Origin of the sequence: Rhizobium sp. AB2/73, assembly GCF_020871915.1 — a bacterium.
Taxonomy (GTDB): Bacteria; Pseudomonadota; Alphaproteobacteria; order Rhizobiales; family Rhizobiaceae; genus Rhizobium; species Rhizobium dioscoreae.
This window is the reverse complement of record NZ_CP067071.1, coordinates 222019-242536: the sequence shown is the minus strand read 5'-3', so window position 1 is coordinate 242536 and position 20518 is coordinate 222019. Positions and strand designations below refer to the sequence as shown.

21 protein-coding genes are annotated in these 20518 nt (G+C 60.3%); 8 read left to right on the top strand and 13 right to left on the bottom strand.

What is annotated here, in order from left to right:
• Window positions 1-79: 79 nt before the first annotated feature.
• The 6 genes from motA to I8E17_RS01245 all read left to right on the top strand — a co-directional run bounded on the left by motA (window position 80) and on the right by I8E17_RS01245 (window position 5209).
• Entirely contained in the window at window positions 80-952 is an 873-nt protein-coding gene (gene motA / locus I8E17_RS01270; protein WP_069611305.1) for a flagellar motor stator protein MotA, read from the top strand.
• A gap of 5 nt (window positions 953-957) precedes the next feature.
• Window positions 958-1902: a FliM/FliN family flagellar motor switch protein gene (locus I8E17_RS01265; protein ID WP_069611304.1), complete on the top strand. Its 945-nt coding sequence runs from the start codon at window positions 958-960 to the stop codon at window positions 1900-1902.
• Between the two features lie 63 nt (window positions 1903-1965).
• Entirely contained in the window at window positions 1966-2496 is a 531-nt protein-coding gene (fliN, locus tag I8E17_RS01260) for a flagellar motor switch protein FliN (protein ID WP_069611303.1), read from the top strand.
• Between the two features lie 50 nt (window positions 2497-2546).
• Window positions 2547-3590: a flagellar motor switch protein FliG gene (fliG, locus tag I8E17_RS01255; RefSeq protein WP_069611302.1), complete on the top strand. Its 1044-nt coding sequence runs from the start codon at window positions 2547-2549 to the stop codon at window positions 3588-3590.
• A 93-nt stretch (window positions 3591-3683) separates the two neighbouring features.
• The gene (gene flhB / locus I8E17_RS01250; RefSeq protein WP_069611301.1) at window positions 3684-4763 is read left to right on the top strand and encodes a flagellar biosynthesis protein FlhB; all 1080 of its coding nucleotides are present in this window, start codon (window positions 3684-3686) and stop codon (window positions 4761-4763) included.
• Window positions 4764-4768: 5 nt separating this feature from the next.
• Window positions 4769-5209, top strand: a complete 441-nt coding sequence (locus tag I8E17_RS01245; RefSeq protein WP_069611300.1) for a hypothetical protein — start codon at window positions 4769-4771, stop codon at window positions 5207-5209.
• A gap of 143 nt (window positions 5210-5352) precedes the next feature.
• On the opposite strand, the gene I8E17_RS01240 is transcribed toward I8E17_RS01245, so the two are convergent.
• The 13 genes from I8E17_RS01240 to I8E17_RS01180 all read right to left on the bottom strand — a co-directional run bounded on the left by I8E17_RS01240 (window position 5353) and on the right by I8E17_RS01180 (window position 17643).
• Complete coding sequence (locus tag I8E17_RS01240) at window positions 5353-6069, bottom strand: helix-turn-helix transcriptional regulator (RefSeq protein ID WP_113367286.1); 717 nt, start codon at window positions 6067-6069, stop codon at window positions 5353-5355.
• Window positions 6070-6110: 41 nt separating this feature from the next.
• Window positions 6111-6848, bottom strand: coding sequence for a helix-turn-helix transcriptional regulator (locus I8E17_RS01235; protein WP_069611298.1), 738 nt, complete (start codon window positions 6846-6848; stop codon window positions 6111-6113).
• A gap of 517 nt (window positions 6849-7365) precedes the next feature.
• Window positions 7366-9042 (bottom strand): flagellar basal-body MS-ring/collar protein FliF, encoded by a 1677-nt coding sequence (gene fliF, locus I8E17_RS01230; RefSeq protein WP_112724515.1) that lies wholly within the window; start codon window positions 9040-9042, stop codon window positions 7366-7368.
• Window positions 9043-9207: 165 nt separating this feature from the next.
• Entirely contained in the window at window positions 9208-9609 is a 402-nt protein-coding gene (locus I8E17_RS01225; protein WP_069611296.1) for a hypothetical protein, read from the bottom strand.
• 16 nt (window positions 9610-9625) lie between these two features.
• The gene (gene cheD / locus I8E17_RS01220) at window positions 9626-10180 is read right to left on the bottom strand and encodes a chemoreceptor glutamine deamidase CheD (protein ID WP_069611295.1); all 555 of its coding nucleotides are present in this window, start codon (window positions 10178-10180) and stop codon (window positions 9626-9628) included.
• Window positions 10177-10566 (bottom strand): response regulator, encoded by a 390-nt coding sequence (locus tag I8E17_RS01215; protein WP_007695708.1) that lies wholly within the window; start codon window positions 10564-10566, stop codon window positions 10177-10179. The genes cheD and I8E17_RS01215 overlap by 4 nt, the downstream gene beginning before the upstream one ends.
• Entirely contained in the window at window positions 10566-11609 is a 1044-nt protein-coding gene (gene cheB / locus I8E17_RS01210) for a protein-glutamate O-methylesterase CheB (RefSeq protein WP_113367280.1), read from the bottom strand. The genes I8E17_RS01215 and cheB overlap by 1 nt, the downstream gene beginning before the upstream one ends.
• Window positions 11606-12514, bottom strand: a complete 909-nt coding sequence (gene cheR, locus I8E17_RS01205) for a protein-glutamate O-methyltransferase CheR (protein WP_069611293.1) — start codon at window positions 12512-12514, stop codon at window positions 11606-11608. Before cheR ends, cheB begins: the two co-directional genes overlap by 4 nt.
• Window positions 12511-12978: a chemotaxis protein CheW gene (locus I8E17_RS01200; protein ID WP_069611292.1), complete on the bottom strand. Its 468-nt coding sequence runs from the start codon at window positions 12976-12978 to the stop codon at window positions 12511-12513. The genes cheR and I8E17_RS01200 overlap by 4 nt, the downstream gene beginning before the upstream one ends.
• Window positions 12979-12982: 4 nt before the next feature.
• Entirely contained in the window at window positions 12983-15268 is a 2286-nt protein-coding gene (locus I8E17_RS01195; protein WP_069611291.1) for a chemotaxis protein CheA, read from the bottom strand.
• A gap of 16 nt (window positions 15269-15284) precedes the next feature.
• Window positions 15285-15650, bottom strand: a complete 366-nt coding sequence (gene cheY1 / locus I8E17_RS01190; protein ID WP_004128526.1) for a chemotaxis response regulator CheY1 — start codon at window positions 15648-15650, stop codon at window positions 15285-15287.
• Complete coding sequence (locus tag I8E17_RS01185) at window positions 15647-15943, bottom strand: STAS domain-containing protein (protein ID WP_069611290.1); 297 nt, start codon at window positions 15941-15943, stop codon at window positions 15647-15649. The genes cheY1 and I8E17_RS01185 overlap by 4 nt, the downstream gene beginning before the upstream one ends.
• 62 nt (window positions 15944-16005) lie before the next feature.
• Window positions 16006-17643, bottom strand: a complete 1638-nt coding sequence (locus I8E17_RS01180; protein WP_069611391.1) for a globin-coupled sensor protein — start codon at window positions 17641-17643, stop codon at window positions 16006-16008.
• Window positions 17644-18362: 719 nt separating this feature from the next.
• Here I8E17_RS01180 and I8E17_RS01175 point away from each other — a divergent pair.
• Window positions 18363-19883: a glycosyltransferase family 39 protein gene (locus I8E17_RS01175; RefSeq protein ID WP_069611289.1), complete on the top strand. Its 1521-nt coding sequence runs from the start codon at window positions 18363-18365 to the stop codon at window positions 19881-19883.
• A 137-nt stretch (window positions 19884-20020) separates the two neighbouring features.
• On the top strand, window positions 20021-20440 hold the full coding sequence (locus I8E17_RS01170) for a hypothetical protein (protein WP_069611288.1): 420 nt from the start codon (window positions 20021-20023) through the stop codon (window positions 20438-20440).
• The last annotated feature ends 78 nt before the right edge of the window (window positions 20441-20518 follow it).

Sequence of the window (20518 nt, the reverse complement as noted above, 5' to 3'; positions counted from 1 at the left end):
CGGAGACCCATCGAACAGCCTCACGCAAGGCAGGTCCCCTAGTTCATCGTATGAAGCAACGTTCAGGTGTGGACCGACGATGAATATTATTATCGGATTTGTAGTGACCTGCGGCTGCATCATAGGCAGCTTCATGGCTATGGGCGGAGACGTAGGCGCGCTGTTCCAGCCCTTCGAATTTGTCATTATCGCAGGCGCCGGTCTCGGCGGCTTCATCATGGCCAATCCGATGAAGGTGGTGAAGGATTCGGGCAAGGCGCTCGGCGAGGCCTTCCGTCATGCGGTTCCCAAGGAGCGCGACTATCTCGACACGCTCGGCGTGCTCTATGCCCTAATGCGCGACCTGCGCACCAAGTCGCGCAACGAGATCGAAGCCCATATCGACAATCCCGACGAATCGACGATCTTCAAGGCCGCTCCGACGGTTCTGAAGAACAAGGATCTGACCGCCTTCATCTGCGATTATGTCCGCCTCATCATCATCGGCAACGCGCGCTCGCACGAGATCGAGGCGCTGATGGACGAAGAGCTCGACACGATGCAGCACGACAAGATGAAGCCCTATCATTCGATCACGATCATGGGCGATTCCTTCCCGGCGATCGGTATCGTCGCCGCCGTTCTCGGCGTCATCAAGGCGATGAGCCACATCAACGAATCACCGGAAGTGCTCGGCCACCTCATCGGCTCGGCGCTGGTCGGCACTTTCCTCGGCATCATCCTGTCCTATTCCGTCTGCGCACCGCTGGTTTCCCAGATCAAGGTCGTGCGCAACAAGCAGCATCGCCTCTACGTCATCGTGAAGCAGACGCTGCTTGCCTACATGAACGGATCGGTGCCGCAGGTCGCACTCGAATACGGCCGCAAGACCATCTCTTCCTACGAGCGTCCATCGATCGATGCCGTCGAGCAGGAAATGATGAACCCCGGCGGTGAAAGCAAGGCAGCCTGACGATCATGAGCCAGCAATCCGCGCATAGGGCACAGACGATGGACCGCACGCTTTTTGCCAAGCTCACGGGCAATCTCGGCGATCAGGCAACACTTGCGAAACTCGGCACCGCCTTCGCCCAGGTCTATGCCGAATTCCTGCCCGACATCATCAAGAGCGAAACGGGCCTGGATATCAACATCGCCTATGCCGGCTGCCAGTCCGGTTCGATGAACGAGCTGATCGCCAAGCTGGGCGGCAACCACGCGCTGGTCAACGGTTCGCTGCGCAACTGGGCCCCGAACTTCATTCTCGGCTGCGGCGCTGGCTTCATCATGACGCTGATGGAGCATATGCTTGGCGCGCGCGCCGAAGATATGGAAGCGCCGGTCGCGCGCCCGCTTTCGGTGATCGAACTCGATCTTTCCGTCATGGTGTTCGAAAAGATCGCCAAAGTGCTTCGCTCGGCGGTGAATGCTGCCGGCGGTTTCGAGCCCTACCTCGATCCGCCCTACAATATCGAGGATCGCCCGGTTGCCATCGGTGACAACGGTAACGACTTTGCCGCTGCGATCACGATGACGATCTCGCTCGGCAAATCGCTTTCCCAGATCGTCATCATCGTACCGCAACGGGATCTGCTGCGCACCGTCGTCAGCACGCCTCGCGCCAAGAACCCGACCGCCGCTTCCCAAGCATGGTCGGAGCAGCTCAGCGAGCAGGTCCGCCGCTCGCAGGTGACGCTTGAGGCGCGAATTCGGCTCGAATCGCTGACGCTCGACACCATTTCCAAGCTTGCGGTCGGCGATATCATTCCTTTCATGGACACGGGCGATGTCCGCGTCGAAGTCAGCGCCAACAGCAAAGACCTTTACATCTGCGAATTCGGCCGCTCTGGCGAAAATTATACGGTGCGCGTCAAGGACAACGTCAATTCCGACGACGAGCTTCTCAGACACTTGATGAATTGATCGGCTGGCGCGTGGCCCCGCACACGGCAGCTTGAGGCAAGTTTCAACTGGAATAGTGATTTCATGGCTACGAAGACGACACAGCAAAGCAGCGAGGAATCGCTGGAGATTTCAAACAGCGACGCCGCCTTGGACGAGGCCATCGATGGTCTGCGCGGCGTCCTGAAGAAAGACAATGAGGGCGGTCTGCCCGATTTCGAGGCCGACGCATTCGGCGCGCAAACAGGCACGGATCTCTCCACCTTCGGCGATTTCGGGGACGACAATTCCACTCCAGCCTTCGATGACGGCGAGTTCGGCGGCGTGTCCGCGGCACCGGCTGCCCCCGGCAGCGCGCTCACTGCGAATATGGACCTGATCATGGATATCCCGATCGACGTCCAGATCGTGCTCGGCAGCAGCCGCATGCCGGTGTCCGGCCTGATGAACCTGGCCGAGGGCGCAATCATCGCACTCGACAAGAAGATCGGCGAACCGGTCGAAATTACCGTGAACGGCCGCAAGATCGGCCGGGGCGAGATTACCGTTCTGGAACATGACGACACCAGATTCGGCATCAAGCTCACTGAAATTTATAACACGAAGAAAAGCTGAACCCGGCTCAGGATGAGCCCACTCCCCCTCGCGGGACGGAGACGAAGACCATGATGGACTTTGACGATTTCAGCGGCGCAATCGCCGAGAAACCGTTATCTCAGACTGAAAAAGCAGCCGCCGTCCTTCTCGCCATGGGCAAGCAAGTGGCAGGACGGCTGCTGAAATACTTCACGCAGGCCGAGCTGCAGATGATCATCGCTTCGGCGCAATCACTGCGGGTTATTCCGCCGGACGAGCTGGCACAGCTTGTGGCTGAATTCGAAGACCTCTTCACCGAGGGCGCCGGCCTCATGGACAACGCCAAGGCCATCGAGAGCATTCTCGAAGAAGGCCTGACACCGGACGAGGTCGACAGCCTGCTCGGCCGCCGTACCGCCTTCCAGGCTTACGAGACCTCCATTTGGGATCGCCTGGGCGAGGCCGATCCGGTCTTCGTCGCCAAGTTCTTCCTGCGCGAGCATCCTCAGACGATCGCCTATGTGCTTTCCATGATGCCTTCGGCCTTCGGCGCGAAGATCCTGCTGCAGCTCCCCGAGGCCCAGCGCGCCGACATCATGAACCGCACCGTCAATATCAAGGACGTCAGCCCCAAGGCTGCCCAGATCATCGAAAACCGCGTTCTCGGGCTGATGGCTGAGATCGACGCCGAACGCAACGCGTCGGGTTCCACGAAGGTTGCCGATCTGATGAACGAACTCGACAAGCCGGTGGTCGATACGCTGCTGAGTTCGCTGGAATCGATCAACAAGGAATCGGTCGAGAAGGTTCGCCCGAAGATCTTCCTCTTCGACGATCTCACCCGTATGCCGCAGCCGAGCCGCGTCCTGCTGCTCAACGACATCGCCGCCGACATACTGACGATGGCGCTGCGGGGATCCGGCAACGAGATCCGCGAGATCGTGTTGTCCTCGATCAGCCCGCGTCAGCGCCGCATGATCGAATCCGACCTGCAGATGGGCAATGCCGGCATCAATCCGCGCGAAATCGCGATTGCCCGGCGTGCCATCGCCCAGGAAGCCATTCGTCTGGCCAACTCCGGCCAGATCGAGCTCAAGACCAAGGAAAATACGCCTGTGGAAGAAGCGGCGTAAACGCGGCGCGACTCAGCTAAAACATCATAGACTGACAAGCTATGGGCCGCGCATGATGCGCGGCCTCTTTCCGTTTCGCAGAGGGCGGCTGCTTTGGCTGACGAAGACAAGGACAGTAAAACAGAAAAACCGACGGAGAAAAAACTCCGCGATACGATCGAGAAGGGCAATGTCCCTCACTCCAGGGAAGCAACGCTCTTTGCTTCCATGCTCGCGACCGTCATCTACGTTACCTTCTTTCTGCCCGAACGCATGGGCCGCATGGGCGAGGTTCTGCGCGATCTCTTTGAAAAGCCGGATCAATGGCAGCTGGAGACAGGCCCAGACGCCATCTCGCTGTTTACGCGCATAGGCTGGGAAGTCGGCAACATGGTGCTGCCGGCGGTCGTGCTCTTCTTCGTCTTCGGGATCGGCGCCTCGATCTTCCAGAACCTGCCCACCCCCGTTCTCGAACGAATCAGGCCACAGTTTTCGCGCATATCGCCGGCGAAAGGTTTCACGCGCATCTTCAGCGCGACCGGCATGGTGGAATTCGGCAAATCCCTCGCAAAAATCGTGCTGGTCAGCATCGTCATGTTTTTCGTGCTCCGCAGCCAGTTCTTCCATGCGATGGATTCGATGGTGTCCGACCCGCAGACCATCTTCGTGCGTCTGTCGACGATCGTTCAGCGCATCCTGATCATCGTGCTGATGGCAACCGTCGTCGTCGGCGTTGCCGACCTGTTGTGGAGCCGGCATCACTGGTTCGACCAATTGAAAATGACGAAGCAGGAGGTCAAGGACGAGCACAAGCAGTCGCAGGGTGACCCGATCGTCAAGTCTCGCCAGCGCTCGATCGCGCGCGACCGCGCCCGCCGCCGCATGATGAAGCAGGTGCCGCGCGCCACCCTCGTCATCGCCAACCCGACTCACTTCGCCGTCGCACTTCGCTATGTGCGCGAGGAAAACGACGCCCCTGTCGTCGTCGCCAAAGGCCAGGACCTGATTGCTCTGAAAATCAGGGAGATAGCCGAGGCCAACAATATTCCCGTTTTTGAAGACCCGCCGCTCGCGCGCTCCATGTTTGCGCAAGTCTCGGTTGATAGCGTCATACCGTCAGTATTTTACAAGGCTGTCGCAGAACTCATCCATCGGATCTATGCCGCGCAGTCGAATAGAAAACGGGTACGATAAACCAAATGAAAAAATGCCCCTACTCTGCCCAGCGTGAACAAATACTAGCCGAAGCCATCAGCCCGGTCGCAAGCGAGCTGCGCCTCCTCGATGCCGCCGATTTGATCTCGCTGCTGCGCTTCGAACGATATGGCAACCTCGCTGACCTCGTCGCCTCGGCCGCCGAGCTCTATTTTCTTCCCGGCACGGTCAATTTCGGGCTCGGCGGCGACTATAAGCTCGATTGGGGCGGGCCGGCGGAGGTGACGCTCGATCTGGAGATCAAGCCGCTGGGCGTTACCATCTATGCCAAGCTTTCGCTGGCGGAGCACCATGCGGGCATCGAGATCAACCACATCGCCTTCGACAAGGCCTCCGTCGATCCCGACGAGAACACGGCGCTGCTCGCCCGCAGCCTAAGGGACGCGCGTTACGTCGTCCGCGGCGAGGCCGCACACGCATTCTGAGGAAGTCCTTTTTCAAAAATCGGCAAAGTGATTCGCGAGAGCGGCGTGCATCCGGCAGAAACCGGGGCGCCGCTCTATTCATTTATTCAGTAACGTGTCGCAGGTGATTTCGTCTTGCGGCAGTGCCCCAAGGCGCCGCTATCTCAGCTAATATAGCCGAAGCGGATCGCCTTCGCGATGGCCTGGATGCGGTTGACGCTGTCGAGCTTTATCGTCGCCGATCCGAGATAAGCGTTGACTGTGTGCACCGACAATCCAAGCTTCTCGGCAATCTCCTCGCTGATGCGCCCGTCGCCGGCAAGCTGCAGGCAGGCGATTTCGCGCTCGCTCAGCGCTTCGGCCGCCTGGGAGCGCCGCTCATCCAGCGACAGGAGCTGCATCATGATCTGGCAGCTGCGGCCGTGCAGCTCGACGATCATATCGCTCGAGAGATCCATGAACTTAGCCGTGAAGACGGTGTAGCCGTTGCCGACGGCGCCGAGCCGCACGGGAAAGGCGGCGCCGGCAAAAGGCAGGAGATGCGGCTTCAGGCGCTGCGTGAAGACGGCAAAATCCGGCGTCTCGGCGGTGCTGTCGCTGTCGCGCCCGTTCCACATCAGCGGCAGCAGCGATTTGTCGATATGCTCGATCAGTGCTTCGCCATAGGCCTCTACAAAGGATTTGCCGACGACGGAGTTGGCCGAGCCCCAATTATCGATTTCGCATACCAGGCGCTGCTTATGCGGCAGGCCGGAGCCGTGCAGGCGATAAACGGCAAAATGCTGCGCGTCGATCAGCTTTTGCATCGACACCAGCTTCGGGAACAGATCGGAGCGGCCGGAGATCCGCCCGGAACGGGTAAGCCGTGATTCGCCCGGCATATCCGTCGTCCTGTCTGGCTGATAGCGCATCCGGTCGGCCCTTAAACGAGATTATTGCGCACGGCAAAGGCGATAGCCTCCGAGCGGGTCTTGGTGGCGGTCTTGCGCATGACGCTGGTAATGTAGTTGTTGATGGTATTGCGCGAGATCCCGAGGATCATCGCAATCTCATCGCTCGTCTTGCCTTCGGCGATCCAGAACAGGCATTCCAGTTCGCGCTCGGTCAGATCGAAATCGCGCTCCAGCTTACCCTCGAAGCAACGCGTGGAGCTGGCGAGGTAGCCGGCCAGGAGGCCGACATCCCTCAACCGCTCGGGCAGAAGCACCGCCGCTTCGCTCGCCAGCAACAGCAGGGAGAAGCGGGTGCGACCGACATTGAACGTCAAGGCATGATATTGCCGGCCCACACCGTCAGGCAGCGAGACATCATCGGGAAGCAGCGCCAGGCTTGGCTGAAACAGCGCCATGCACTTTTCAAGCTCGCCGATGCGGCCATAGCCGCTTGTCAGCTCCGCCGCCAGACGCCGGACGAGATCGAAGGGCCAATCGGAGGAAATCACGAAATCGACCCCGCTTTCCTGGATGAGATCGGACCTGACAAGAAGATAATGGGAGGCGCCGGCGTAGCTCGCCAAGGCGTGAAGGCCTGCCTGAAGATAGGCAGGACCTGAAATGGCATTCAGCTGGAGAATGAGCTGCTCGCGCGACATAGCTCCGGCGGACGCGATCGATCGCGCATCCCTATCGCCTTTGCTCATCTGCGATATCTGCATGTCCATACTTGCATTTCCTGCCGCTGTTGGACGATCGGCCGTCAACGAGAGCATTGTTCCGTCAGAACCCAATCCCTTCACCTCAGAGAATCGGCAGCCAATCTCAACGAGGCATCGAAGCCGGATCTTTCTCTACCGCGACCAAACACTTCCGGCGTATACGGATGGATGGGCGCATGTCCCATCCCTGAATTCGACACCCGCAATCGCACCGGCGCGCATTGCCGCAAGCACGACTACGAATCATGAGCTAATTTCCCGCTCCGGAATCTACAAACTTAAAACATGCGAACCGCGGAAAACGATGGTCGATTTGCTCGGAACACACAGTTGTTACGCAATAGATACAGTATTTGTAAGTCGATTCTTTTTACCCAGCAACCGTATATCATTGAAATTCCATCTTACGAACACGTCAATTCGTCTGGCAGCGACTAATTGATCACAGGTAGCATCGACAATGACGCAAGCTCAAATACAGCCCACTGGATAGAAAAGGACCGGGAACTTCCCGGTCCTTTTGTCAGGCGGCCTGGTCGACGGCCCATTTCCTGAGGATCTTTGCAGCGCGTTCTTCGCTGATTTCCACCATACGGGACAGACGGCGCTCCGGCCCTTCCTTGACGCGGCGATTGAATGTGCCGCCATCGTCGCCCATCGTCAACAGGTCGTCGGTACTGTCGAAGCCGAAGTCCGAGCCGAAGCCGTCCATCAGTGCCGCGCCGGGGCCGCCGACCGCCGGCGCGAAATCCGGCAATTCCAGGCCCGCTGCTTCCGGAAGAGCCGTGCTGCTGGACGAGCCGCCGAGCGAGCGGATCAGCGGACGGAAGCCCATCCAGACGATCAGGAAGGCGACCGCGACGAAGGCCAGCGAGTTGATGATGCCGGCCATGTTGCGGCTCAGCATATCGGTAATGCTGAAGCCGGAGGATGTGTCTTCAAGCAGCTGGCTGTCGAGGAAGTCCATGGCATTGACGGTAACGATGTCGCCGCGGGCCGGATCGACACCCGCTGCCGTTGCGACGATCTTCTGCATTTCCGCAATATAGGCGTCGATCTTGGCCTGATCAGCGCCCTGGCCGACCATTTGCGCGATGCGGCCCTTGTTGACCACCACGGCGACGGACAGTTTTTCGATCTTGTAGCTGGTGCGGGTCGTGGCCGTCGTCTTGCTGTTGATTTCGTAGTTGGTCTGCTCCTCGCGCTTGTCGGACTGATCGTTCGACGTCGGCGTGTTACCGCCGGACTGCGGGGCCGCCTGCGGAATATTTTGCTCCACGGTCGCGGCGCTGTCGGGCTGGCTCTGCTGCGACTTCTGCGCTTCCTTCACGGTGCGGACGGAGCGTTCGACCTTCGAGTCCGGATCGTATGTGGTTTCCTGCACCTGCTGGCTGTCGGTATTCAGCTGTGCCGTCACGCTGGAGCGGAAATTATCCATGCCGAGGAAGGGCGCCAAGGCCTTGTCGATGTTGGATTCGACTTCGCTCTGCACGTTCTGCACGATGCCGAGATTGCGGCTGAGAGCGCCGTTGCCGGGATCGTCGCCCGATGCGAGCAACTGGCCCGTGGAGTCGAGGATCGTCACATCATCGACCTCCAGGCCGGGAACGGCTGAGGCGACGAGGTGGCGGATAGCCGAAGCCGATTTGCGGGCAGCTTCCGCACTCGCGCGGATCATGACGGATGCGGTCGGCTTCTGATCCGCCTTCCGGAAATTGCCGACATCCTGCATGACGATGTGGACGCGGGCAGCGCTGATACCGGCGATCGAGGTGATGGTGCGGCTGATTTCGCCCTCGAGAGCACGGACGCGGGTGACTTCCTGCATGAAGGAGGTCAGACCGAGCGAGCCGACATTGTCAAAGAGCTCATAGCCGGCCTTGCCGCTGGTGGGCAGGCCACGTTCAGCAAGAAGCGCGCGGGCCTTGCCGGTCATGCCCGCCGGGACGGTCAGGCTGGAGCCATCCGTACCGACCTGGAAATTGATCTTGGCTTCCGCGAGCGCGATGCTGATCTGGTTGAGATCCGTCGCATCCAGGCCGACATACAGCGTCTCCTGTGCGGGCTTGTTGACATAGAGGGCCGCAAAAAGGATCAGCAGCATGGACACGGCGCCCACGCCCCCCAGGATCATCAGCCGCGTTCTCCCGAGATTCTGAAGATTCCGAAGCAGGGGAACTAATTGATTTAACAGATTCATTCTGTTCTCGCACGATTCGTCAAAGACCTGATGGCTTTGTGCTACGCGGCGAAAATAGAAATCGAAACTTGTGCGAGCGTTTCGTCCGGCCAGAAGAGCTCAGGAAAAAGCCGGGAAAAAATGCAGGAGATTATATAAAAAACAGTTCTATTGCTGACGACGCAGTCAGAAGAAATCGAAGTCGCCGGCAGCCTTTGCCATGGATTGGGCCAGGGACGGGGAATGCGCGTGAAAACTGCCACCGCCAAGCGCCCTTTGCATTTCCGTGAGCTTCACGAGGCTGAGCGCCGTTGCCAAATCCACCGTCCACGCCTCGGGCATGGCTCCGGCGATGTTATCGATGAATTCGGCGATGCCGCGCGTCTTCTGCACGGCGAGATCAATACCTTGGACGACCTTCATGGCCTCCGGCGAGGCCAGTATATTGGCGTCGCTGATGTCAAGCAGCTGAGGCTCGATGCGTTCGATCAGATAGGCGATGTCATGCAATTCGGAAACGATGCGCAGAAGGATAGCCGGAAGCGTCTCCTCAGTGGCAGCCGTCTCGACATGCTGTAGGGGGGTCATGCGGTTGCCTCGCTGATCAGAAAAATTCGATCGTGTCGTCGACCGGCTTGGGAGCAACGACCGGACGCTGCTCCAGCGCTACGGTCTTCTGTGTCTCGGCACCAGTCAGTGGGTATTGCCTGGCCCTTCCGGAGATCGGCCAATATTCGATCTTGCGTCCATGCTCGCCGCCCGTGCTGGAACTGACGACCGGAATACCCTCGTCTTTCAGAAACTGCATGGCAAAGATCGCGTTCTGCTCGCCGACATTGGAGAAGGTCGCGATCGTCTTGGCGCCGCCGAAGACTTTCGCCTCCAGCCGGTCGCGCCTCGCGCCCTTCTTCAGCAGGCCGTTGATCAGAAGTTCCATCAGGTGCACGCCGTAACGCGTCGCATCGCCACCGCTCATCGGCGAGTTCGCCATTCCCGGAAGGAGGAAATGGTTCATGCCGCCGACGCCGGCGATGGGATCGCGCAGACAGGCCGCCACGCAGGAGCCGAGGATGGTCGTCAGCACCACTTCGGGATCGTTGACGACCTTGTACTCACCCTGAATGATATGCACGCGGCGGGCCGCACCCTCAAGGATCATTTCAATGCTCCGAACACAGCCTCGATGGCTGCCTTCATCTTTTCGATGGTAAAGGGCTTGGCGAGCACGTTGTTGGCACCGAGCTGCGCCGCCTTCTGAACCAGCGCACGGTCGCCCTGCGCCGTCAGGATGATGAAGGCGGCCTTCTTGGTCGCCGGATTGGTGCGCACGGCCTGCAGGAGGCCTAGCCCGTCCATCTTCGGCATGTTGAAATCGGAGATGACGAGATGATGCGGCTGCTGCTGCATGATCTTCATCCCCTGCTCGCCGTCGCCGGCAGCCGTGATCTGCTTGAATCCGAGCTGCGTCAGCGCATCGCTCAGCAGCAGGCGGCTGGTGACCTGATCGTCAACGATCAGAACTTTGATTTTCTCCGCTAGAGACATTATTCGCTCCCTTCCTTTCGGGCGGCTGTGGCTTTCAAAATTTCCTCGCCAATGGCGTTCAGCGGAAACTGCTGTTCGACTGCACCAAGCTCGTGGGCGACCCTCGGCATGCCGTAGACCACACAGGTCTTCTCGTTCTGGCCGATGGTACGCGCGCCGGCATGGCGCATCTTGAGGAGACCGGCAGCGCCGTCGCGCCCCATGCCGGTCAGGATTACGCCGACGGCATTGCGGCCAGCCAGTTCGGCAACCGAATCAAAGAGCACGTCGACGGAAGGGCGATGGCCGTTCACCGGCCCGCCGTCCACCAGACGGCAATGGGGTGCCGCAGAATTGGCAACCCTGAGGTGCCTTTCGCCGCCCGGCGCCAGATAGATCTTGCCGATTTCGAGCCGCGCACCATCGGTCGCCTCCTGGACGACCGGGGCGCAGAGGCGATTCAGGCGCTCGGCGAAGCTGCGCGTGAAGGTCGGCGGCATATGCTGCGTGATGACCGTCGGCGGACAATTGGCCGGGAACTTCTGCAAGACGTTGATCAAGGCTTCGACGCCGCCGGTGGAGGAGCCGATGGCGACGATCTTGCGGCCCACACGGAAATCCGTGACGGCTGGCGGCTGCGCGCGCTGGGCGGCGGGCTTCACATATTGCCGTTGAGAGCGGGCAGCCGCCTTTACCTTCTCTGCCAGATCACAGAAAGGATGCGGCTCGCCAGGCGAAGGCTTTCCCACGCAATCGAACGCACCGATCTCGAGAGCGGCAAGCGTCGCGTCGGCGCCACGATGGGTCATCGTGGAGACCATGATGACGGGCATGGGCCTGAGCGTCATGATCTTTTCCAGGAATGCGAGGCCGTTCATGTTCGGCATCTCGATATCGAGCGTGACGACATCCGGATTGAGCGCCTTGATGGCGGCGCGCGCTTCCATCGCATCGCCGGCCTGGCCGATGACATCGACCTCTGGATCGGCACGCAGGACGGCGGTGATCAGACCGCGCATCGTCGGGGAGTCATCGACCACCAGAACACGAGCAGGAGAATTCATGGCTTCCTTCCCGCGGTCTTGCCGAGATAGCGATAGGTGGTGATACCGATATTGTCGAAGACGTGCTTGGCCTCGCCGGCGACCCGCTCGGAGTGGCCGATATAGAGATGGCCGGCATCCTGCAGCTGGCCGGCGAAGCGCGTCCAGATCTTCGTCTGCGTCGGCTCGTCGAAGTAGATGACGACGTTGCGGCAGAAGATGACGTCGAACAGGCCCTTGAAGGGCCATTGCCCGAGCAGGTTCAGCTCGTTGAAGGTGATGAGCCGCTTGACGCGATCGTCGATCTGGAATTTGCGGCGGCCCTGGACGTTGACTTCCTGGAACCACTGCTTACGCATGGCCGGAGAAACCGTTTCGAGAGAAGACTCGTCATAGGCGCCAGCGCGGGCAAGCCCGAGGATCTTGGGATCGATATCCGTCGCCAGGATCTTGAAATCGAAGTCCGCAACATTCGGCATCAAGGCAAGCACCGTCAGCGCGATCGAATAGGGTTCCTGGCCGTCCGAGCAGGCGGCCGACCAGATGCGCACCCGGCCTCCAGCCTTGGCGCGCGCCAACAGACCAGGCAGAACCTCGTCGCGCAGATGATCGAAATGATGGTTTTCGCGGAAGAAACGCGTGAAATTGGTCGTCAGATGCGACAGCATCTCGCGACGCGCAGCACTTCCCGCAGGCGAAGACACCAGCTGACAGTAGTCGCGGAAGCCGGAGAGCCCCAGCGCGCGGATATGCTTCGACAGCCTGGAATAGACGAGCGACGCCTTGCTCTCGTTGAGAGAAATGCCCGCATCCGCATAGATCATGGCGGCGATTTCCGAGAGATCGCGGCGTGTCAGCGGATATTCACCGCTCGCCAGTACCTCATCGGGAGACGCTTTGAAATCCATTGCTCCCATCACGCTCATGCAGCCTCGCTTTCGCCTTCGGGGAACAGGACTTCCAGTTCGATCAGGCAGATCATGCGGCGGTCGATCGCCACGATGCCGCGGGCAAACTGCCGCTCGTGATCGGACGAGACTTCCGGCGTCGGCTGGATGCTGTCGTCGGTGATCGTCAGAATGTCCGATACGGCGTCAACAAGAAGACCGACCACCTTGCGCTTGACTTGCGCAACGATGATCACATGCCGCGCCGTCGGCTCCGCCCGCTTCATGCCGAGCCGAGCGGAGAGATCGATGATCGGCAGCACGGCGCCGCGTAGGTTGATGACGCCGAGCATGTAACCGGGCGCATGCGGCATGGCCGTTGCCGGGGTCCAGCCGCGGATTTCACGAACCGACATGATGTCGACGCAGAATTCCTGGTCGCCGATGCGGAAGGCGATCAGCTCGCGATTGCCCTGGCTCAGGCTCTTGACGGCATAGGACATCAACTCACCCCACCGCCGCATAAGACATTTCAGGCTTCAGCGACTGGCCGCGCGAAGCGCCGACCACTGCATCGACGTCAAGGATCAGCGCCACGCGGCCATCGCCGAGGATGGTTGCCGCCGCAATGCCCGGAACATGCGTGTAGTTGGCCTCAAGGCTCTTGATGACGACCTGGCGCTGGCCCTGAATGGCATCGACCATGAGGGCGCGCTGACCGCCGCCTTCCGATTCAACCAGCAGCGCGACGCCTTCGACCGGATTGGCCTGGGTAGCGCGGAAATTCAGAATACGGCCGACATCGACCAGCGGGCAGAAGCTGTTGCGGATCGAGATCAGGCGATGGTTCGCACCGAAGGAGTGGATAGCGGAAGCCTCAGGCTGCAACGTCTCGACGATCGCCGTCAGCGGCACGACGAGCGTCTGGCCGGCAACGGTGACCACCATGCCGTCGAGAACTGCAAGCGTCAGCGGCAGGCTCATCGTGAAGACGGAACCCTGCCCCGGCTTGGAGCTGATGTTGATGCGGCCGCCGAGCGCCTGGATCGAACGCTTGACGACGTCCATGCCGACGCCGCGGCCCGAGATGTCGGAGATCTTGTCGGCGGTCGAGAAGCCCGGCAGGAAGATCAGGTTGTCGACCTCCTCATCCGAAAGATTGGCATCGGCTGCGATCAGATCGTTATCGATCGCCTTCTGGCGGACTTTCTCGCGGTTGATGCCGGCGCCATCGTCGGCAAGCTCGATGAGGATGCGGCCGGAGCGATGCTTTGCCGTCAGGCGAACGGTGCCTTCCGGGTTCTTGCCGAGTGCCGCGCGTTTTTCCGGCGTTTCGACGCCATGGTCGACCGCATTGCGGATCATGTGGGTGAGCGGCTCGGCAAGCTTGTCGATGACGGTCTTGTCGACTTCGGTGTTCTCGCCCTCGGTGATCAGGCGGATCGACTTGCCGGTCATGTCGGCGATTTCGCGGACGATACGCGACATACGCTGGAAGACCGGCTTCACCGGCTGGGCGCGGATCGCCATGACGCTGTCCTGAATCTCGCGGGTGAGCTGCTGAAGCTCTTCGAGACCCATGTTGATGGAGGATGCGCCGTTATTGTCGTTCTCGATGACGCTCTGGGAAAGCATCGCCTGATTGATGACAAGCTCGCCGACGAGGTTGATCAGGCGGTCGACACGATCGAGATCGACACGGATGGTCTGCCCGGCGGCGGCAGCGGCGGCACTGTTCTGTGCCGCGGCTGCGTTGGAAGCGGCAGCGGCGGCAAGGGCGGCTTCCTTCTTCTCGACGCGTGCGGCAGCCGAGGCCAGCTGCGTGACGTTGCTTGCGGTTTCCGCAGCAGCCACGGCGGCAGCGACATCGTTTCTCGGCGCGGATGTCTCCTCTACGGTTTCGGCAGCCGGTGCGGCGCCGTCATGGAGGATCGAGAGATCGAAGGGCACCGGTATCATCGGCAATTCTTCGCCGCTCGAAGACCCGCCGCTTCCAGCCAGCTGGACATCGAGATCGCAGTCCCATTCAGCAAATTCGAAGACAGTGCGAATGGCATCTTCGCCCTTGTCTGTCTTGATCGAGATTGCCCACTTGAAATAGGCGCCTTCGGGATCGAGGTCGATGAGACCCGGCAGCGCATCCATGTCGCAGAAGATATTCATCTCGCCGAGCCGCGAGAGATCGCGCAGCAGCAGCGTCGCATCGTTGCCCTTAGCGTAGAGATCAGAGCGCGGCTTGAAGTTGACTTCGTATTCCGGCGTCGTATCGACCGCCGGCTCATCGCTGCCGAAATCGTCGTCGAAGCTGAAGGGGATCGGCTGGAAACCACTTTCATCCGTTGGCGCGGGCGCGGCCACAACGGGCTTCGGAGCAACATCGGCAAGCACTGAGGCTGACGGCGCGGGAATATCGCCGTTTGCCAAGGCTTCCAGTTCCTTGACCAGGCCGCGGCTGCGGGCCTGATCGACGCTGCCGCCATCACGCGCGGCGTTGGTGAGATCCGCCAGGACGTCGGCGGCCTTGAGCATGACCTTCAGGACATCCTGGGTCGGCTCCAGCTTGTTGGATCGAACGCAATCGAGTGTGGTCTCGAAGACGTGGGCGAATGCGACCAGGTCGTCCAGACCGAAGGCACCTGCCCCACCCTTGATGGAATGAACGGCGCGGAACACGGCATTGACGGTTTCCGGGTCGCGGTCGCCATCATTCATTTTCAGGAGACCGGATTCCAGTTCGGCGAGCTGCTCTTCGCACTCCTGGAAGAAAATCTCTTTGATTTCGTTCATGTCCATGAGGGATGGATCCTGTCTAGGCGGTTACGCGCTCGATGGCATCGATCAGCTTGGCGGGATCGAACGGCTTGACGATCCAGCCGGTCGCACCGGCCTGGCGGGCACGGTTCTTCTTTTCCGCATCGCTTTCGGTGGTCAGAACGAGGATCGGAACGGCGCGGTATCTGTCGTTGCGGCGAACGCCCTCGATGAAGCCGAAGCCGTCGAGCCGCGGCATGTTGATATCCGTGACGATGACGTCGGGATTGGCTTCTTCCAGGATTTCCAGGCCCTCGACACCGTCTTCGGCCTGAATGGTCTCGAAACCCGCATTGTTGAGGGTGACGAGAAGCATGTTTCGAATGGTCCGTGAATCATCCACGGTCAGCACTTTTTTCTTCATTGCCGGATCTCCTTGGCAAGCAGATGGGAGATATCCACCCCGATCACCTGCATCGTTTTTTGAAATGCATCCGACACCTTGGAGAAGGTGAAGGAGAGCTTGTCCTCATCCCAGGTCTTGGCGGCGGCCATGATGACCTGCACGCACAAGGTCCCGATCCTTTCGACGCCGGACGCATCGATCGCGACATTGCTGCCGCGCAACCCCATCAACGTGCCGCGAAGGGCGGAGGCCTCGTTGAGGTCCAGCACCGCGGCCAGACTGATTGTCTTTTCGCCTTTCCTGCTCGGCATCGCTTTATTCCCTGTTGTCTGAAATCGGGCCGATCGGCCCGCATGTGCATGAAACTGAAAAATCAAAAGGCATTGCGTTCGCCTCCCGTCGCGGTCCTGCGAAGCGGGAAGCCGAAATCGGCCATCTCGTCTTCGTCCCGCACGGTATTGAACTCATCACGAGCCGAAAGCTGCCGTTGCGGCGCGGCCTTGACCGAAGTCGCATGGCGCCGCTCGCGCTCGATGCGGAATTCGCGGACGGTCCGGCCAAGTTCGACGACGACGGCATGGAGGTGATCGGCATCTTCCTCGGAGCGGCTTGCCTCGTTCCCGGCGGCTGCGGCACGCTCGCTGTAGCCGCCAATATCGGAAATCAACGCCTTGAGGCCGGCGAGCTGTTCGTCGCTTGCCGCAGCAATGCCTGATATGGCGTCGTTGATATCGGTCACCTGGCGGACGATGCTGCCGATCGCATCCTGGGTGCGACCAACCATCTGGACGCCCGCATCCACCTGCGCCTTTGTTCCCGTCACCAAAGCCTTGATCTCGCGTGCCGCATCGGCGGAACGCTGGGCAAGCGCGCGAACTTCCTGCGCGACGACGGCAAAGCCGCGGCCGCTGTCACCGGCGCGGGCTGCCTCGATACCGGCATTCAGTGCGAGAAGATTGGTCTGGAAGGCAATCTCATCGATGACGCCGATGATCTGACCGATCTTTTCAGCCGAGGTCTCGATATCGGCCATGGCCGAGATTGCCTGACCGACGATCCGCCCGCTGTCTTCCGCCGCCGTACGCGTAGATGCGGCGACGCGCTCGGCCGAGCGCGTATTGGCAGCATTGCCGCGGACCTGTTCGGCAAGCTCCGCAAGCTGCCGGGCGGACGCCGCAAGGCCCTGCGACTGCTCCGATGACGTTTCCGCCAGGGATTTCGAGGCGCGGGCGATGGTCTCGGCCGTCGTCTCAGCCGCCAGCACGCCGCCGGATAGAACCGAAAACTGCTGCTGGATATCCGCCATCGCCGCATTCAAGGCTTCCGCAACCTCGGCATAGGCTTCGGGACAATCCATCGGCAGGCGCGTCGTCAGATCGCGGTCGGCAAGGCCGCCGGCAAGCTCAGCGAGGAAGGCTGCAGCCTCGGCGCGATCAGCCGTCCGCTGTTCCGCCAGAGCGCGCTGGTGGCCGACCCGCAATTCGTTGAACCGCAGCGATACAGCAATCTCGACATCGACCATGACGAGCCGCACGATCGCTGTGACGAGTTCGTTCAGTTCGCGGGCGCGGCGCTTGGCTCCCGGCAGGATGGCGCGGCCGCCCATGTCTTCCAGGAGCCCTGCAAGAATGTGCTCCAGCATCACGCCATGGCCCGCGACGTGCCAGCGCGGGTCGAGACCCATCTTGCTTTCGCTGTCGGACAGAACCTTGACGCGCTCGGCATAGAGGCTGTCGAAACGCGCATCCGTCAGCACATCCCAGTGCGACGACTGCAAATCCTGGAGCCGTTCGAGCTGGCTTTCACTGGTGAAATTGCGGGCGGCATCCGGAAACGTCTGGAAGCGATGGAAAAGATCGCGCAGGCCGCCTTTGAGATGTGCCTCTAGCTTCGGCCGGTGACGGCGCAAGGTTTCGCATTGCTCGGCATCGAGACCAGCAAAACGCAAGCGGTCGCGAAGGCTGCCAGCCTGCGCCTTGCCTGCCTGATCTGACGGCGAATCGTGCGCCAAAGTCGTCCCTGCCGAACTGCCGCGCATTCAAGCGCCGGCGAAGCCGCTGATGATCCGCGCCAGGCGCAATGAGGAGGCGAGGAAAGGCAGACGTAGCCGTCGATCATTTGATCGAGGCACCGAAGCTCGCTCGTTCATCAAAGTCTATTGCGGACCTGTTTGATGACATGGATACCGGATCGGACCCGGTACGACGGGGCGGCTTCATGCCTGCTGAGAACGAGTCACAATTTTCCCATTCCGACGTTCAGGCTCAATATTTATGGTTAATTCCTTGCCCGAAGGTTAATGACGGAAGAAGGCATGTCTCCTACTGATCTACACTAAATTAGCGATTACTTTCCGATATAGTTTGTCGTCGTGGAAGAACATCGATCGCAAGTCACGAGCAAGCTTCATCCCTTACTCCCCAAGGGATAGACAGTTTCGATGTCGCTACGGAGAGAGCAATGATTGTTCTTGGTTTGACCGCCTCGCTGATGGCCAGCTTGACGCTTGCTGCCTTCATGCTTCTGTACCGCATCGAAGAGGCGCGCGGCAAAGCTACCCCTCGCATTCTCTAGGCAAGCTTTAGCGGACATCTGATATCCGAAATCGGACATACGGCACTTCGCGGCCACGATGCGAGCGCTGCTGTTCCCGCGGATGGCAGGGAGCTAGCTTTGGCCTCAATAGTTCCGTATTAAGCCTCACGATCAGGCACCGAGACCCATCCTTTAATGCTCGACACGACCCATTCCCGAACAAATGCCCAGAAACTTTCGCTGGGCCTCGCCCTTGCGATTATCTTCGGAGTAACGCTCTGGCGCGTGCTCATGTTGCTCCTCAACAGGACGGACCTCTTCGTCGATGAGGCGCAATATTGGTTTTGGGGCCAGAATCTGGATTTCGGCTATTATTCGAAGCCGCCGATGATTGCCTGGGTCATCCGCTTCTTCAATACGATCTCCGGCTCGGATTCGACCTTCTGGATCCGCATATCGGCGCCGCTTTTCCATCTCGCCACCGCCCTGATGCTGATGTGCACGACGCGGCGGCTGATCGATGACGAGACGGGACGCGAGATCGCGCCATGGGTCGGCGTCATCTTCATCACGCTGCCGGCTGCCTCGCTTTCCGCCGTGCTGGTATCGACCGACACGATCCAGATCCTGTTCGTGACCATCGCCATATGGGCTTTTATCGGCCTGACCAGGCGTTCCTCGGTGCTGGAAGCTGTCATCCTCGGTGCCAGCCTCGGCATCGCCTTCCTGACGAAATATTCGGTGCTCTTCCTTCTGCCCGGCGTCGGCATTGCCATGCTGACGATGCGTTCGGCGCGTATCGCGTGGCAGGACGTTGCCATTGCCGCCATTATCGGGGCCATCGTCGTTTCCCCCAATCTCTGGTGGAATCTCACCCATGATGCGACGACCATAAAGCACACCGAAAACATCGCCCAATGGAGCAAGAGCGGCGGCGGCAACACCCCGCTGAAGCACATACTCAACGGACTGAGCTTCTTCGGCGCCCAGTTCGGCGTGGTGGGCCCGGTCGTCTTCTATGCGCTTTTGTGGGCGACGTGGCGATTGATCCGCGGGCAGAGCGACGACAGGGAAAAGCTGCTGTTCTGGCTATCGGTGCCTGTCGTGGCGCTGATCACGCTGCAGGCCCTCCTCGCCAAGGCCTATGCCAACTGGGCCGTCTCGGCCTATGCCGCAGGCACCATTCTCGCCGTCTGGCTGCTCTATCGCCTGACGAAAAAGGGGCTGAGCACCTCCCTGATCATAGGCGCCGTTATCGCCTTCGTGATCCCGGTGCTGACGGTGTTTGCCTACGACATCAAGCTGCCGAACGGCGATCTCGTCATGAAGCGCTATGTCGGCCGCAGCGTCATCAGTGAAGAAATCGCCAATATCGCCACGGAGGCGAAACTGACTGAAATCGTTGCCCAGGACCGCGACATCCTCGCCGATCTCTACTACACGCTGAAAGGCAAGCCGTTCCACATCTATGCCCGCCACTTCGGCGGCTTCCCCGCGAATTATTACGAGCAGGATTTCTCCCTGCCGGCCAGCGTGACCGGTCCGGTCTTGTTCGTCGACAACGATCCGATCGATTGCCCGGAAGGCCAGGCCGAGCTCATCAAGAGCTGGTCGCCACCCTATGGCGAGATGAAGGGCAAGACGCTTTATGCCTATCGCGTGCCGGCATCCTGCCTGGCGCCTAAATCGTCGGCAGCGGGTGCGACGGAAAATTAAGAAATCGAGCCGGGACTGTTGACCGGCTCGTGCAACTGCATCATGACAGGCCACACTAGGAAGACGCCAAGCGTCCTGTTATCATGACCGAACCGCTGGAGTTCGCTCCGGCAAAGGAATGAAGGCATTTTGGACCGTTGAGCCCGCTCGAATTCGGCGCCGCCGACAGCGAAGATAGAGAAGACAGGACGCACCGCGCCGGAGCGCGCGTGATCGCCTCGCTGTTCGTCGCATTCTTCGCCTATATCGGATTGGCGCTTGGCGGTGGCATCAACCTTGCCGCGCGCGCCGATGCGGACGCGCTCTCCTCGGGCAAAGACACCCAGCCTCTCTATCTATCGCTGCGTGACCCGGTCCGCGGAATCGTCGTTGCCGATCGGCTGGTGACGCCGAAGGCCACATGGCACGATATTGGGCCTGCAACGCTTGCTGCCCTCCCTACCCTCGGATATCCCGCAACCTCGTGGCAATCGTACCGCCCGAATGATGCCACACGCTTCGAATCCCTGGCGTTTCGCGCCTATCTCGCACGTGCGCCTCCAGGCGCGCTTGCCTAAGCGTTTGGCGCAGACGCGCTGCATTTCCGACACGACCTCAAGTCCGCCCGCGGCCAGACCGTCGGCATAAGCCTATTT

Coding starts and splice junctions, on each gene's coding strand:
- motA (WP_069611305.1), top strand. CDS start 80: ATGAATATTATTATCGGATTTGTAGTGACCTGCGGCTGCATCATAGGC.
- I8E17_RS01265 (WP_069611304.1), top strand. CDS start 958: ATGAGCCAGCAATCCGCGCATAGGGCACAGACGATGGACCGCACGCTT.
- fliN (WP_069611303.1), top strand. CDS start 1,966: ATGGCTACGAAGACGACACAGCAAAGCAGCGAGGAATCGCTGGAGATT.
- fliG (WP_069611302.1), top strand. CDS start 2,547: ATGATGGACTTTGACGATTTCAGCGGCGCAATCGCCGAGAAACCGTTA.
- I8E17_RS01245 (WP_069611300.1), top strand. CDS start 4,769: ATGAAAAAATGCCCCTACTCTGCCCAGCGTGAACAAATACTAGCCGAA.
- I8E17_RS01240 (WP_113367286.1), bottom strand. CDS start 6,069: ATGCCGGGCGAATCACGGCTTACCCGTTCCGGGCGGATCTCCGGCCGC.
- I8E17_RS01235 (WP_069611298.1), bottom strand. CDS start 6,848: ATGGACATGCAGATATCGCAGATGAGCAAAGGCGATAGGGATGCGCGA.
- fliF (WP_112724515.1), bottom strand. CDS start 9,042: ATGAATCTGTTAAATCAATTAGTTCCCCTGCTTCGGAATCTTCAGAAT.
- I8E17_RS01225 (WP_069611296.1), bottom strand. CDS start 9,609: ATGACCCCCCTACAGCATGTCGAGACGGCTGCCACTGAGGAGACGCTT.
- cheD (WP_069611295.1), bottom strand. CDS start 10,180: ATGATCCTTGAGGGTGCGGCCCGCCGCGTGCATATCATTCAGGGTGAG.
- I8E17_RS01215 (WP_007695708.1), bottom strand. CDS start 10,566: ATGTCTCTAGCGGAGAAAATCAAAGTTCTGATCGTTGACGATCAGGTC.
- cheB (WP_113367280.1), bottom strand. CDS start 11,609: ATGAATTCTCCTGCTCGTGTTCTGGTGGTCGATGACTCCCCGACGATG.
- cheR (WP_069611293.1), bottom strand. CDS start 12,514: ATGAGCGTGATGGGAGCAATGGATTTCAAAGCGTCTCCCGATGAGGTA.
- I8E17_RS01200 (WP_069611292.1), bottom strand. CDS start 12,978: ATGTCCTATGCCGTCAAGAGCCTGAGCCAGGGCAATCGCGAGCTGATC.
- I8E17_RS01195 (WP_069611291.1), bottom strand. CDS start 15,268: ATGGACATGAACGAAATCAAAGAGATTTTCTTCCAGGAGTGCGAAGAG.
- cheY1 (WP_004128526.1), bottom strand. CDS start 15,650: ATGAAGAAAAAAGTGCTGACCGTGGATGATTCACGGACCATTCGAAAC.
- I8E17_RS01185 (WP_069611290.1), bottom strand. CDS start 15,943: ATGCCGAGCAGGAAAGGCGAAAAGACAATCAGTCTGGCCGCGGTGCTG.
- I8E17_RS01175 (WP_069611289.1), top strand. CDS start 18,363: ATGCTCGACACGACCCATTCCCGAACAAATGCCCAGAAACTTTCGCTG.